Source organism: Stenotrophomonas sp. G4, from assembly GCF_003428825.1.
Lineage (GTDB): Bacteria > Pseudomonadota > Gammaproteobacteria > Xanthomonadales > Xanthomonadaceae > Stenotrophomonas > Stenotrophomonas indicatrix.
This window is the reverse complement of sequence record NZ_CP031741.1, coordinates 462,185-476,214: the sequence shown is the minus strand read 5'-3', so window position 1 is coordinate 476,214 and position 14,030 is coordinate 462,185. Positions and strand designations below refer to the sequence as shown.

Genomic DNA, 14,030 nt, shown 5'->3' with positions numbered 1-14,030 from the left:
CATGCCCGGCGGGTGTCCCGCATCGCACCTTGGTAGCGCCGGGCCATGCCCGGCGGGTGTTCCGCATCAGCTGCGCAGGCTCGCCAGCGATTCGGCCTGGATGCGCTCGTAGATCTCGAACTCATCGTTCACCGCCGCACCCAGCGCCTGTTCGAAGGCCTCGCGATTGGCATGGGCGGCGTACGCGCGCTGCTCACCGCCGCCCAGGTTCGACTGGAAGATGCCTGCGGCACTGACCGGCAGGAAGTCCTCGTAGACGATCGGATCGGCCGTGGCCAGGCCAGCGGCAACCAGCACTTCGGCCGGCAGATCGGCCACGCGCTCCGGCGCGGCGCGGCCAGCGTCGGTCAGCTGGTAGCGGTAATACCCCAGGCCTTCCTGGCGCAGGGTGTCGTGGTCATCCGGGAAGCTGGCGAACACCGCCTGCAGGCGCTGCCCATAATCACCACCAGTGCTGCCCGCGCCGTCGGCATCGCGCGCCTGCGTCAGCAGCTGGTCGTACAGCGCGCGGCCCTTGGCGGTCAGCGCCAGGCCGCGCTGCTCGATCTCGCCGAAGCGCGCGGTATGGGTACCGGCGTCGCCGCCTTCGTTGCCCGGGAAGTGCACCGCCTCTTCCAGCGCCTTGAAGCTGGTCTGCCGCAGCAGGATCGGGCAGACGCGACGCGGCGGGCCCTCGATCACCGCCTTGGCGGCCATGCCGTGCTCGATCATCGCCGCCTGCGCAGCGTCGATGTCCAGCGTGCGCGGGGTCAGGTGGTTGATGTGCGGGCCACGGAAGCTGACCACGTCGGCCACCAGCCGGTGCGCCTTGTGCAGGGCATGGTAGGTCGGCAGGTCGACGGTGGCGTCGCCATGCCAGCGGAAGGTCTCCAGCGCCTGTTCGACGAAGCGCTCGGCATCGGCCTGGGTCAGGCCACCGTCACGCTCGGCCTGGTCGATCAGCGCCAGTGCGTCGTCGGTGAAGATGCGGCGGCGGGCGAGGATTTCGGCCGACTGCGCACGCAGTGCCCCGTCTTCGATCAGCTCCAGGCGCAGCAGCGAGGTGAACACGCGGAACGGGTTCAGTGCCAGCGCGGCGGCGGTCAGCGGGCGGAAGGCGGTGGAATGCACCGGCACGCCGGCCACCGACAGATCGTAGTAGCCCACCGGGTACATGCCCATCACCGCGAACAGGCGGCGCAGGGTTGCCAGTTCCTGCGGGGTACCGACGCGGATCGCGCCGTGGCGTTCTTCATCCAGGCGGGCACGCTCGTCGTTGCGCAGCAGCTGCGCGGCCAGCGCCGGGTCCTGCGCCAGGACCTGCGTGTTGATCCGCTCCACCAGCTCCACCAGCGTGCCGTACAACGGCACTTCGGTGCGGTACATGCGGGACATGGCCTGGGCGAACAGGCGGCGGATCACATCAGGCGAAACGAAAGAGGCGCTCATCAGTCACTCGATTACGGGAACGGGGAACAGCTCGGACCCGTATTGTCGCCGGAGCGCGCGGCCGCGGCGATACGCAGAGCAACATGACCTGCGATGGGTAGTGCCGGCCGCTGGCCGGCAACCTCTGTGCGTCGGGGACATGCAGTTGCCGGCCAGCGGCCGGCACTACCGTTTGAGCTGCCGCTTCAGCGTGGCATCGAGGGTGATCGGCCGATCCCAGTGCTCGTAGCTGGCCACGATGGCGTGGCGCACGGCGCGGTAGTGCAGGTTCTGCGGCTTTGCCGGCATCCGCTTCACCACCTCGGCCCAGCCGCCGTCGGGTTCCTGGCTGAAGGCACGCACGCTGTCGCGGCAGGTCTGGCCACTGGCCTTGGCCCAGAAACAGGCGAAATAGATGTCGCCGGCCTGCCACCGGTGGGTGGTTGCCAGCGCGGCGATGTAACCGCGCGGTACACCGGCGTAGCGCGATACCTCGTCGAGGAAGGCATCGGGGTAACGCTCGGCGTAGTGGTTGATGTCGGCCAGCTGGGTGTCGACCCAGGCATCGCCGGTATCCACCTCATAGGTCGCCGAACGTTCGGCGGTCTGCTGCGCCAGCACGATGGCCGGCGCCAGCAGCAGGGACAACAGCAGGGCGCGCAGTGGCAGTTTCATCCTTCGATTCTGCCGCAGCCGCCGCACCGTGTCAGGCCGCGGCAGCGGCCTTGGCCTCGATCGTCGCCAGCGCCGCCGGCCAGTCCCAGGCGGTATCGGCGTTGACCATGCGTGGTTCGTCGTCGGCCACGCCGTGCTGGGTCTCGTGCGCCCAGGTCACCGCGTATGGGGTGTGGATACCCCAGCCGCCGAGGGTGATCACCGGTTCGATGTCCGAGCGCAGCGAATTGCCGACCATCACGAACTGCTGCATCGGCAGGTCGAATTCGGCCAGCACGCGGGCGTAGGTTTCCGGATCCTTCTCGGACACGATCTCGATGCGCGGGAACAGGTCCGCCAGCGCCGCGACCTTGATCTTGGCCTCCTGGTGGAACAGGTCGCCCTTGGTGATCAGCACCACCGGGTACTGCGCGGCGATGGCCGCCACCGACTCGCGTACGCCGTCGATCAGTTCGACCGGGTGGCGCAGGGTGTCATGGCCGATATCGAGGATGCGCTGGATGTCCTTGGCCTCGATCCGCTGCGAGGTGATCTCGATGGCCGCTTCGATCATCGACAGCGTCATGCTTTTCACCCCGTAACCAAACACGCCGAGGTGGCGCTGCTGCACTTCCAGCAGGTGGCGGGCGGTCTGGGTGTCGTGGACGTCGATGTAGCGCGACAGCAGATCCAGGTAATCCTGTTCGGCCTTGCGGTAGTAGTCCTCGCTCTTCCACAGCGTGTCGTCACCGTCAAAACCGACCAGGCCGATGGCGCGCGAGGGCGCAGGCGTGGAGGTGTTCATCGGCCTAGGATACAGGCGCGGCGATGACGAAAAAAACCCGGGTGGCCGAAGCCACCCGGGTTGCCCATGCACCGGTTGTCCCGAATTCAACCGTGGATCAGCGACCCTGGCCTGCGGCCGTGCCACCGGCGCCGGCACCCGCCTGCTGGGCGGCCACGTAGGCCTTGTACTCGTCGGCGCTCAACTGGCCGTCCTTGTTGGCATCGGCCTGGTCGAACACCTGCGCAAGGCCCGCATTCACCTGCGACTCGCTCTTGCTGATGGTGCCGTTGCCATCGGTATCGATGCTGGCCCACGTCTGGCCACCGCCGTTGGCCTGCGCCGAGGCTGCTGCGGCCGCGTCGGTGGCCTGGTCGGCCGCCTGGCCTGCCTGTGCCGCCGCCTGCTGGGCCTGCGCCGCTTCGTTCTGTGCCTGCGCGGCCTGCTGCTTGGCCGACTGCGCCATCGCCGGGATGGCCAACACGCTGCCGGCGGCGACGATCAGGGCGATCAGGGGCTTGCGGTTGCGAATAGTCATCTGGGGTGTCTCCTGAAGGGTGGTAGTGCGCGGTCGTTGTCTCCGCACGGCACCCACCCTGCCACCGCGTTTCTGAATCGATTTTGCGCCGCGATTCCCTCGAACACGCATGGTTAACCACTGGCGCAGGCGCATGCGTTAGCAGGGTGGTTAGTGCGAAGTGAGCAGGTAGTAAGACGAGCATTCAGCGCTGCAGCATTTAACCGGCAGCGAACGAAAAACCTGCGTCAGTCGACGGTTTTTTCCGATGACCGCGAACTGAACAACACCCATCCCAATGCAACACCGAAGAGCGCACCGGCGATCTCCAGCACCACGCGGCTGCCCAGTTCGTTCGGATCGTGGATGGTGGACAGGAACAGGCGCGCATACAGCGGCGACTCCAGCCGCACGATGCCCATGTAAAACAGCTTCCAGGCATCGATGCCGGCGGAGATGATCACCGCGATCACGCACGACCAGCCGATCGCATGGCCCACGGTCCAGCGCAGCACCCGGCACAGGTGGTGCCACAGGAAATACACCAGCAGGCCGACCAGCAGGGCGATGAGGCCCGCCTCGAGCGTACCGAGCAGGCCGAAATGCAGGGGAAGGTTCATCAGGCGGGGACGCAGGAGAAGGCGGCCAGTGTAAGGGTATCGGCAGGGCTGCGCTCTGGTACGCGCCATCGCATACGCGCTGTCGCTCCCACGCTTCGCTACGCGAACCGCGGGCCCCCCTTACCAGCTTCCATACCCCCGCCGCTTCGCGGCCGCCCCCTGACTCAGGGGGCTCTTCCCCAGACGAGTACCGGCGGCTTCAGTAGATCCACGCTAGGCGTGGATGGATTTCCATCGAATCGAATATTTCGACAATTGAACGAAGAACATCCACGCATGGCGTGGATCTACTGTGTCGACCAAGGTCGACACCCACCAGGAGCACGCCATGCCATCCCGACAGATCGCGGAAATCTGTCGAAGGCGGGGTGGGTCCGGTTGCGGGGGCGTGAGCCGCATGGATGCGGCGACCGAGCTTACATGGACGTACTTGCAGCGTCCCCCGCAACCGGACCCACCCCGCCATCCCACGGATAGCCCGCTGTTGCTGTTGCTGTTGCTGTTGCTGTTGCCGTCGATTCGGCGGGTGCAGGGCGCAGCCCTGCCGACACCCCCTTACCGCACTGGCACGTCGTAGGCGGTACCGGGGTCCGGCTCGGGCTGCAGCGTGTAGTGCCACCACTCCTGCGCATAGTTGGCGAAACCACGCCGTGCCATCGCCTGTACCAGCTGCTGGCGGTTGGCCCTCTGTGCGTCATTCAGGCCGGGCGTCTGCGTGTGCGCGCGCGGGCCGAAGAAGTCGAAATCGGTGCCCATGTCCATCGGCGTACAGCGCCCGCTGCGGCAATCCAGCACGCCCAGATCCACGGTGGCACCACGGCTGTGGCCAGAGCGCTCGGCGATGTAGCCGTCGCTCAGCAGCTGCGGCTTGTCCAGATCCGGATACTGCAGCGCCTTGCGCGACTGTTCCTGCGGATCACTTACCCAGGCCATGAACGCCTGCACCGCGCGCACCGGGCGGTAGCAATCGTAGAGGCGCAGCGCGAAACCCTGCGCGCGCAGGTCGGCCTCTACATCGGCCAACGCCTTTGCCACCGGCGCCAGCAGGTAGCATGCAGGCGCCTCATAGCCGGGCACGCGCGCAGCGGTGAAGTTGTTGGCACCGGCGTAGCGGATGTCCATCTCGATGCGCGGTGACAGCGTGCGGATCTCCACCAGTCCTGCCGCAGTGGCGTCGGTGGCGGTCGAGATGCGTGGTGGCTCAGCGGCGTGGGCCGCCGCTGCCAGGGCAATCGCCAGTACGAGTGAAATGCAGGTCCTGGAAGTCATAGCTGAAGTCGATCTCCGGATCGATGGCGCGCAGTTCCAGCGTCGGCGTGCCTGCATCGGGATTCAGCCACGCCTGCGCCGAAGGTTCCAGCGTATCCCACTGCAACAGCCAGCGACCCTGCAGCTGCTGCACCGTTGCCTGCAGCGTGGGCGATTTGTCGACGCTGAAGCGCAGGCCGTTGGCGGTGGGACACAGCGAGGCGGGGCCAAGCCAGGGATCGCGGTAACGCCCCTGCCATTGCGCCAGATCGGTGGCGGCGGCCGGTTGCGCCGCCCGGGTGGAGGGCACACGACTTCCCGTGGCGGCACGCGCGGCCTGATCGGCCTTCAGCTCGGCCAGGTAGTACCCCACAGGTTGCGCGTCATCCGGCGCGGTGAACTGTTTCAGCGTCGACTGCATCAACGCGGTGCGGGCTTCTTCGGCCTCGCCGTTGATCAGCATCACCACGCCGACCTTGCGATCCGGCAGCAGCGCCAGCGAGGAATACATGCCCGACAGCGTACCGGTGTGCGCTACCTTCCAGTGCCCGTCCATGTCCGACACCCGCCAGCCCAACCCATAGCCATAGAAGTGGGCGTTGTCCCACTTGCGTTGGCGTTCGCCCAATGGCATCGGCATGTGCAGCGTCCACAGCATGCGGCGTTGCTCGGCGCCCAACCACGCCGGTGCCAGCGCCGGGTCCAGCAGCACCTGCATCCAGCGCGTCATGTCGCGCAGCGAACAGCGGATGCCACCGGCCGCCATCGACGTCAGATCGGGGCTGAGCGTTCCATCGGCACCGGCCACCACATTGCGGCCATCGCGACGCATATGCGGTTGGGCGACATTGCCGACCTGCTTCACCGACCATGCGCCCACCTGGCAACGGGTCATCCCCAGCGGTTCAAACACCCGCTCGCGCATCAGCTGGTCATAGGGCTTGCCACCGGCGGCCGCAGCCACCTCCCCGGCAACGACGTACATCAGGTTGTCGTAGGCGTAGCCGCTGCGGAAACTGGTGACCGGCTTCAGGTGTGCCAACCCGGCGATGACATCGCTGCGGGTGAAGGCATTGGGCTCAGGCCACAGCATCAGGTCACCGGCACCCAGGCCGAGGCCGCTGTTGTGAATCAGCAGATCGCGCACCTGCAGGTGTTCGCCCACCCACGGGTCATGCATGCGGAACGCCGGAAGATGGCGGCGTACCGGGTCGTCCCAGCGCAGCTTGCCCTGCTCCACCAGCGTGGCCAGCAGCGCGGCGGTCATCGCCTTGCTGTTGGAGGCGATCTTGAACAGCGTGTCTTCGTCGATGCGGCCGCCGTCACCGCGCGCGCCTTCGGCGTGGCGATAGACCACCTGGCCATCCTCGACCACCGCCATCGCCAGCCCCGGCAGGTGCTCGTGCTGGCCCACGAAGGCGATGTCGGCGTCCAGGCGTGCGGTGTCCACCGCCCCTGCTGGGGCGGTGGGGCTGGCCAGTGCTGCAGCCAGTAGCAACAGACGATGCAAGTCAGTCTCCGTCAGGCAGCGCGCAGGCAGGTACGGCGTTCATCACGCCACGCCGCCCCGCAGGGCGGCGCGCAGATGCATCCTCAATAATTCCAGGTCACCGTCAACTGCGCATAGCGCGGCGACTGAAAGCCCGTGCCATAACCATACATCGGGTTCGGCGTGCCGATGCTGTCCTGCGGTTCGTAGTCCTGGTCCACGGTGACCACGCGCTGCTGGTTGAGCACGTTGTACACCGCCAGCTTCAGGCGCAGGTCGGTGGGGATCGGCACCTTGTAGGAAACGCTGACGTCCAGATCGTAGGTCCACGGGGTACGGCCATCGCCACCGCGCGGCGAATGCACGAACACACGTTCGGAGGGCACCGTCGACTGGCAGTTGGACACACACACGTAATAGCTGTGGAAGTCGGTGTCGTCGAAGGGATTGCCCGCACCGAAGCGGGTGATCGGGCTGCCCGACTGCACGCCCAGGGTGGCGGCCACGCTGAGGTTCTCGGTCAACGCGTAGCTGCCGCGGAACTTGAACTGATGGCGGCGGTCATTGGCCAGATAGCCATAACCGCGGTAGTTCACCCATGGGTTGTCGAAGTTCTCAGTGCGGCCAGCGTCGGCGAAGTCGGTATCGGAGTTGACCGGGCCTTCGGCGTTGCCGCGGCCGTAGGCCAGCGTATAGGAGGCATTGAAGCCCCACTTGCCATCCCACGCGCGATCGACCTGCAGTTCCAGCGCCTTGTAGTCACGCTTGGGCTTCACCCAGCCGCGTTGGCCCACGTAATTGCCGTCGTCGTCATACAGCGCCCAGCCTTCCTTGGAGGTGTCGATGTCGATCCAGCCATCGTTGCTGCCATCGCAATTGGTGTCCCCCCAGACTGTGTTCGTGCGCCCGGGGTTTCCCATGATCCAGACGCCGTCGATCGCACCACACTGGCCGGTGGCGGTGATGTTCATGTCATCGATGGCGTTGCTCAGGCGCCGGTAGGTGACGCTGGCGGCAACCGACCACGATTCACTCAGCATGTGTTGGAAGCCTAGAATCGCTTCATCCTGATAAACAGGATCCATGTCCCGGTTCACCTCGGCGCGCAGGTCCGGCACGCTGCCATCGCCCTGCGAATTGTCGACCGGACCGATCTGGCCGCCCAGGTTCGGCACGTTGTTCGCGGCGCCGGTGTAACCCAGGAACTCATACCAGGTGCGCTCATCGAGGAAGCCACCGGCCTGCTTGATGTTGATGACGTTGGCCACCGGCAGGTAGTAACGACCCAGGTTGCCGAACACCTTGGTGGTGCCATCACCACGCACGTCCCAGGCGAAGCCCAGGCGTGGCGCGATCATGTTGTCGATCTTGATGTAGCTGTCGCCGTCGCCGCCCTTGTTGTCGAACCCTTCCACGCGCGCGCCGATGTTGAGCAGCAAGTTCGGGGTGACCTGCCAGTTGTCTTCCAGGTAGTAGGCTGAGTTGATGGTCTCGAACGAACCGGCCACTTCGTAGCGGCGGGTACGCGCGACCAGGCCGCTGGCGGGCACGGTGCCGCCGTTGAGTGAACTGCCCGGCGTGCGGTAGTAGATGTCGTAGCGCAGGCCACCGGGACCGGGATAGGCGCGCTCGTAGTCGGAGGTGTTTTCTTCGCGGTCCAGGCCAAAGCGCAGCAGATGGTTGCCGATGGACCATTCAAAGTCGGCGCGCGCGGCCTTGCGCGTATCCAGCGCCGACTCCAGCTGCGAGCTGCTGGTGCAGCTGCGGTCACCCTGCAGGTTGGACGGCACGCCCTGGCTGGCAGTGCGGTTGTCGAACACGCGGTTGCAGTTCTCGTCCATCAACGAGCTCTGCGTGCGGTTGCGCTTATTCTCGCCATACATCAGCTTCATGGTCAGATCGTTGTTGACCTGCCAGCTGTAGGTGCCCGACCAGTTCCTGCCGCCCACCGTGTTGTAGATCTGGTTGTTGCGCTCGGCTGCAACAATGCCGGTGTCATGGTCGTAGCGATAGACGTCGGTGACGGTATCGCTCTTGTCGGAGAATCCGAACAACGACAGCATCTGGTTGTCGGTGATCTGCCAATCCAGCTTGCCGCCCCAGAACGGATCATCGGCAGTACCCCGGTTGAATACGGTACCGGCATCATTGGTCGAACGGGGCGTGTAGTCGCGCGCTTCGTACATGCCGAAGAAGAACAGCCGGTCCTGCACCAGCGCACCGGAGGCGAACACATTCAGCGCACTGCGCGAGTAGTCGTCACGGCTTGCGGTGATGTAACGGCTGCCGTCGCCGTCATAGCGGTCGCGCGCCTGCGACTGCCAGGCGCGCGGCTCGAACACCAGTTCGGCACCGGCCTTGAAGTCGTTGCTGCCCGAGCGGGTGACGGCGTTGATGACGCCGCCGGTGCTGCGCCCGAACTCCACCGAGTAGCCGCCGGTCTTGACCTGGAACTCCTGGTAGAACGAGAACGGTACCGACGAGAACCCGACCCGGTTGTAGAAATCGGTGACGTTCAGGCCGTTGATGTAGACGGTGTTCTCCGCCACCGACGAACCACCGAAGGAGATGCCCTGTCCCCCCAGCGAGCCCTTGCCCTTCACCGCGCCGGGCGCCAGCAGCGCCACCGCGGTGATGTCACGGTCCACCGGCAGCCGCGACAGTTCCTCGCGGGTGATGTTCGTGGCCGACTCGGTGGACTTCACGTCCACCATCGACACCACCTGCGGCGCGCGCACTTCCACGGCGCCCAACGTGCTGACCGCGCCCAGCGGCACATTCACCGTGGTTGCACTGCCCAGGCTGACGGTGACCTGGCCGACGCGGCTGGCAGCACCGCCCGGCAGGCTGACCTCCATGTCATAGGTGCCGACCGGCAACAACGGAATGCGGTAGCTGCCCTTGCTGTCGGCCTGCACCGAACGCACAAAGCCGGTAGCGGGGTTGCGCACGGTAACGGTGGCACCGGCAGGCACCTGCCCGGCATCGCTGGTCAGGCGGCCGACCACGGCACCGTCCTGTGCGAATGCGCTGGGCGCCAGCGTGGCCATGCACGCGCCGAGGGCGACGCACAAGGCCGCCCGCTTGATGTTGTAAGCCTTCATCCCCTGCTCTCTCCTGCAAGAATTGAATGGTGGTGGGGTGGTGTGTCGCGCTAGCGTTGCCCGGCTGGCAGTACCCGCCACTGGAGGTCGTAGCTCCATTGGTCGAAGTACAGGTTGCCGCCTGACCACTCGGCCTCGCCGCGCTGCGAGTCGACCGTTTCCGAGCGGTAGTGCTGTTTGGCCGGCACGAACGCCTGGCCGAAATCGTCGTTGAAGGCGATGCGGTAGCCATCGAGGCCACCGAGGTAGAAGTCATGCAACGCGGGCGTGTCGCTGGCCAGCGCGCCGGTGGTCACATCCATCGGCAGCCAGCCATAGGGCGCCAGGTAGACCTGGCCCCAGTCGTGCAGGTTGTTGTAGCCGCTGCCATCGTCGGAGAACACCATGCCCGACTGCCAGCGCGCGGGTATGCCGTTCATGCGCAGCAGGGCGATCAACAGCAGTGTCTGCTGCCCGCAATCGGCATGGCCGGCGCGCAACGCGTAGTCGCTGATGTTGCTGAGGGTCGAGTACTCACGCGCACCGGCCCACGGAATACGGTCGACCGCGGCGAACAGCTTGCGCACCACTTCATACGGGCGCGTCTCGCCCTGCAGCACCTGGTCGGAGAACAGCTTCAGCGCGGGCGTGAAGCGCACGTGCGGCAGCTGCTCGGCCAGATAGGGCTTCAATGCTGGATCATCCGGCGTGGCCTGCACCTTCGTCGCATCGATTGCCGTGTGGCGCGCGAAGATCGTCAGCGCATAGCGGATTTCAAAGTGTGTCGGCTGCCCGGCCACCGCCTTGGCCTCCAGGTAGGCGGTGCGCTGCTGGGTGCTGGCCGGGGCGATTCGTGCCTGGCCTGGTGCACTGCCGATCCACTGCACGCGCTCCTGCTGGCCGGGAATCTCGCGCGGGTACGGAATCCAGGCACGTACGGTTTCGCCGGCCGGTACGGCATCCGCCTTGACCGTCAACGATTGGGTGAATTCGATGCGCTGCGGCAGCACGGATGCCATGCCGCTCTGTTCGGCGGCGGCAACCACGCGCGCGTGATGCGCGTTGAGCACCTCGTTGGGGCCCGGCGCCGGCATCGGCGCATCCGCGCGGCGGCGTGCACGCGCTTCATCGCTGAGCAGGAACAGGTTCGATGGTGCGCGCTTGAAGTACCAGCGCGTGCCATCGATGTCGAGATGCTCGATCAGGCCAAGCTGGTCCCAGCGCGCGAATTCCTCGTCGGTCAGGTCGGGAATCCAGCGGCGTACCGCTGCTTTGGCAGCGGCCTGGTCAAGGGAGAAATCCAGTTTGATGCGGCGCATGCGCTCGCGCTGGAACGCGCTTTCGGCAGCATCGCCTGCGGTCGCCAGCAACGCATCGGCATCGCTGAAACGACCGCTGTCGACCAGATCGATCAGCTGGGTTTTCCGTTCGCGTTCAGTGGCGCTGCGCGGATCCGCGGCCGGTGCCGCCGACGCCCACAGCAGCAGCGCGGCACACAGGCCGGCAGCGGCAGGCAGAGACGGTTTGCGAACGGCAGGATCCACAGCGACACTTCCCAAGCGCGGGTGGTAACGGCTGTGTAACACGGGCCGGAAGACCGGTCAATAATTTATTCTTGCTTTCGAGGCCGAAAGGAATAAATATTCCAACAGGCATTCGAGGAGGGTGTGCAGCGCATGATCCTGGCTTCCCGCGAACCGCGTCGGCACTGGCCGCACCGGTTGACCTTGGCACTGGCCCTGGGCCTGCTGGGCGCACCCGCATTCACCCAGGCGGCCACGCCTGTACCCGACCCCGGCGCCCCGCTGCCTTACGTGATCGGCCTGCACGAGGCCTACCTCACCGCGGACTACTGGGCGGCACGGCTGGACAATGCCGACGCGCCTATCCTGGACCGCGCGCAGATCGAGGCGCAGAACGCACGGATGCGCGCGCAGGACAAGCACATCCAGGACATCGCCACCCTGCCTGCGCAGCTCAGCGCGGCACAGGTGCGTGACAGCATCACCACGCTGTCGAGCTGGCCCGCGCGGGCACTGTATGACGACAAAGGCCGCGCCATCGCACCGGACGTGCGCAGCGCGATCGAAGCCAACCTCGGTCTCGATGCAGTTCCGTCGCAGGTGTCGCCGGACTACGCCCTGGTGGTGAAGCGCGCCGCGCTGCGCACCTTCCCCACCCGCCAGCGTGTCTTCAGCACCGTCGGCGATACCGACATCGACCGCTTCCAGGAGTCGGCACTGTTCCCCGGCGACAAGGTTGCCGTCGTCCACCGCAGCACCGACGGCCGCTGGCTGTTCGTGCACAGCGAGCGCTACAGCGCATGGATCGAAGCCGACGCGGTGGCCAGCGGTGACAAGGCCACGGTGCTCGGCTACGGCGCGAAGGGCCCGTACCGCATCGTCACCGCTGCCACAGCACACACCGCCTACACACCCGAGAAACCGCGTGTCTCGCGCCTGCAGCTGGACATGGGCGTGCGCCTGCCGGTGTTGGCCGACTGGCCCGCCGCCGAGCCGGTGAACGGGCAACAGGCGCACGCCTCGTGGGTGGTGCAGCTGCCGGTGCGCGAGGCCGATGGCCGCCTGAAGCTGGTGCCGGCGCTGCTGCCGCGCTCGCAGGACTCCGCCGCCGACTACCTGCCGCTGACCCCGCGCCTGCTGCTGCAGCAAGCGTTCAAGTTCCTCGGCGAGCGCTACGGCTGGGGCCACGACTACGACACCCGCGACTGCAGTGGATTCGTATCGGAGATCTACCGCAGCTTCGGCGTGCTGCTGCCACGCAATACCAGCGCACAGGCGGTCAGTCCCGCGCTGGACCGCTTGCCGTTCACCGCCAAGGACGGCAAGGCCGTGCGCGACCGCGCCGTCACCGATCTGCAGGTGGGTGACCTGGTCTACATCCCCGGCCACGTGATGATGGCCATCGGCCACGTTGATGGCCGCACCTGGGTGATCCACGATACCGCGGGCGGCAGCTGGTTCGGCGCCGACGGCAAGCGTGTGCAGGCCCACCTCAATGGCGTATCGGTCACCCCGCTGGAGCCGATGATGGCCAGCGACAGCGTCCGCTACATCGATCGCATCACCAACATCCAACGCCTGCGTGCCAAGAACCCCTGAATGAAGATCACCGCCATCGAACTGGGCATGCTGCGCGTGCCGCTGAAGACCCCTTTCAAGACCGCGCTGCGCACGGTGGAAACCGTGGAGGACGTGGTGGTGCTGATCCGCACCGACAGCGGCCACACCGGCTACGGCGAGGCGCCTGCCACCGCGGTGATCACCGGTGACACCCACGGCTCGATCATCGAAGCGATCCGGCACTTCATCGCCCCGCGCCTGATCGGCCAGGAGGTGGTCAACCTCAACCGCCTGTGCACGCTGGTGCAGACCGCAATGGAGCGCAACACCAGCGCCAAGGCGGCGGTGGAGATCGCCCTGTACGACCTGTGGGCGCAGCTGCATGGCGCGCCGCTGTACCAGATGCTCGGTGGTGGCGACCCGGTGATCACCACCGACATCACCATCAGCGTGGACTACATCGACAAGATGGTGGCCGATTCGCTGTCGGCGATCGAACGCGGCTTCGAGTCGCTGAAGATCAAGGTCGGCAAGGACATCGGCGTGGACATCGAGCGGGTCAAGGCGATCCATGCCGCCGTCGAAGGCCGCGCGCTGCTGCGCCTGGATGCCAACCAGGGCTGGACCGCCAAGCAGGCGGTGCATGCGATGCGCACGCTGGAAGATGCAGGTGTGGTGCTGGAACTGCTGGAGCAGCCGGTCAAGGCCGCCGACATCAGCGGCCTGAAGTACGTGACCGATCGGGTCAACACCCCGGTGATGGCCGACGAGAGCGTGTTCAGTCCGAGCCAGGTGATGGACCTGATCCAGCAGCGCGCCGCCGACATCATCAACATCAAGCTGATGAAGACCGGTGGCCTGTCCAACGCAATCCGCATTGCCGACATCGCCGGCATCTACGGCGTGCCGTGCATGATCGGCTGCATGATCGAATCCAGCATCAGCGTGGCCGCAGCGGTGCACCTGGCGGTAGCCAAGAGCGATGTGATCACCAAGGTCGACCTCGACGGCCCATCGCTGGGCCAGTTCGACCCGGTCAGCGGCGGGGTGCGCTTCAACGAGTCGGAGATCAGCATCAGCGATGTGCCGGGGCTGGGTATCACCGAAGTGCGCGGGTTGGAGATGCTGGGTTGATCCGCGCAGTC

11 protein-coding genes are annotated in these 14,030 nt (G+C 66.2%); 2 read left to right on the top strand and 9 right to left on the bottom strand.

Annotation, left to right across the window (positions count from 1 at the left end; translation table 11 throughout):
* Positions 1–66 precede the first annotated feature (66 nt).
* The 9 genes from D0Y85_RS02135 to D0Y85_RS02095 all read right to left on the bottom strand — a co-directional run bounded on the left by D0Y85_RS02135 (position 67) and on the right by D0Y85_RS02095 (position 11,346).
* On the bottom strand, positions 67–1,428 hold the full coding sequence (locus D0Y85_RS02135; RefSeq protein WP_117309365.1) for a VOC family protein: 1,362 nt from the start codon (positions 1,426–1,428) through the stop codon (positions 67–69).
* A 165-nt stretch (positions 1,429–1,593) separates the two neighbouring features.
* The gene (locus tag D0Y85_RS02130) at positions 1,594–2,082 is read right to left on the bottom strand and encodes a hypothetical protein (protein WP_117309364.1); all 489 of its coding nucleotides are present in this window, start codon (positions 2,080–2,082) and stop codon (positions 1,594–1,596) included.
* 31 nt (positions 2,083–2,113) lie between these two features.
* On the bottom strand, positions 2,114–2,866 hold the full coding sequence (locus tag D0Y85_RS02125; RefSeq protein WP_032975604.1) for an HAD family hydrolase: 753 nt from the start codon (positions 2,864–2,866) through the stop codon (positions 2,114–2,116).
* A 97-nt stretch (positions 2,867–2,963) separates the two neighbouring features.
* Complete coding sequence (locus D0Y85_RS02120) at positions 2,964–3,383, bottom strand: EF-hand domain-containing protein (protein ID WP_117309363.1); 420 nt, start codon at positions 3,381–3,383, stop codon at positions 2,964–2,966.
* A 227-nt stretch (positions 3,384–3,610) separates the two neighbouring features.
* A complete protein-coding gene (locus D0Y85_RS02115) occupies positions 3,611–3,982 on the bottom strand; it encodes a hypothetical protein (protein ID WP_117309362.1) in 372 nt (123 codons plus the stop codon).
* A gap of 555 nt (positions 3,983–4,537) precedes the next feature.
* Positions 4,538–5,251: a M15 family metallopeptidase gene (locus D0Y85_RS02110; protein ID WP_117309361.1), complete on the bottom strand. Its 714-nt coding sequence runs from the start codon at positions 5,249–5,251 to the stop codon at positions 4,538–4,540.
* Positions 5,184–6,740 carry a serine hydrolase domain-containing protein gene (locus D0Y85_RS02105; RefSeq protein WP_117309360.1) on the bottom strand — a complete coding sequence of 519 codons (1,557 nt, stop codon included), beginning with the start codon at positions 6,738–6,740 and terminating at the stop codon, positions 5,184–5,186. Before D0Y85_RS02105 ends, D0Y85_RS02110 begins: the two co-directional genes overlap by 68 nt.
* Positions 6,741–6,823: 83 nt before the next feature.
* Complete coding sequence (locus D0Y85_RS02100) at positions 6,824–9,823, bottom strand: TonB-dependent receptor (RefSeq protein ID WP_117309359.1); 3,000 nt, start codon at positions 9,821–9,823, stop codon at positions 6,824–6,826.
* A gap of 50 nt (positions 9,824–9,873) precedes the next feature.
* Positions 9,874–11,346, bottom strand: coding sequence for a transglutaminase domain-containing protein (locus D0Y85_RS02095; protein WP_117309358.1), 1,473 nt, complete (start codon positions 11,344–11,346; stop codon positions 9,874–9,876).
* A 132-nt stretch (positions 11,347–11,478) separates the two neighbouring features.
* On the opposite strand from D0Y85_RS02095, the gene D0Y85_RS02090 reads away from it, so the two are divergent.
* Positions 11,479–12,924, top strand: coding sequence for an SH3 domain-containing protein (locus D0Y85_RS02090; RefSeq protein ID WP_117311831.1), 1,446 nt, complete (start codon positions 11,479–11,481; stop codon positions 12,922–12,924).
* Complete coding sequence (locus D0Y85_RS02085) at positions 12,925–14,019, top strand: dipeptide epimerase (protein WP_025878242.1); 1,095 nt, start codon at positions 12,925–12,927, stop codon at positions 14,017–14,019.
* Positions 14,020–14,030: the final 11 nt, after the last annotated feature.

Coding starts and splice junctions, on each gene's coding strand:
- D0Y85_RS02135 (WP_117309365.1), bottom strand. CDS start 1,428: ATGAGCGCCTCTTTCGTTTCGCCTGATGTGATCCGCCGCCTGTTCGCC.
- D0Y85_RS02130 (WP_117309364.1), bottom strand. CDS start 2,082: ATGAAACTGCCACTGCGCGCCCTGCTGTTGTCCCTGCTGCTGGCGCCG.
- D0Y85_RS02125 (WP_032975604.1), bottom strand. CDS start 2,866: ATGAACACCTCCACGCCTGCGCCCTCGCGCGCCATCGGCCTGGTCGGT.
- D0Y85_RS02120 (WP_117309363.1), bottom strand. CDS start 3,383: ATGACTATTCGCAACCGCAAGCCCCTGATCGCCCTGATCGTCGCCGCC.
- D0Y85_RS02115 (WP_117309362.1), bottom strand. CDS start 3,982: ATGAACCTTCCCCTGCATTTCGGCCTGCTCGGTACGCTCGAGGCGGGC.
- D0Y85_RS02110 (WP_117309361.1), bottom strand. CDS start 5,251: ATGACTTCCAGGACCTGCATTTCACTCGTACTGGCGATTGCCCTGGCA.
- D0Y85_RS02100 (WP_117309359.1), bottom strand. CDS start 9,823: ATGAAGGCTTACAACATCAAGCGGGCGGCCTTGTGCGTCGCCCTCGGC.
- D0Y85_RS02090 (WP_117311831.1), top strand. CDS start 11,479: ATGATCCTGGCTTCCCGCGAACCGCGTCGGCACTGGCCGCACCGGTTG.
- D0Y85_RS02085 (WP_025878242.1), top strand. CDS start 12,925: ATGAAGATCACCGCCATCGAACTGGGCATGCTGCGCGTGCCGCTGAAG.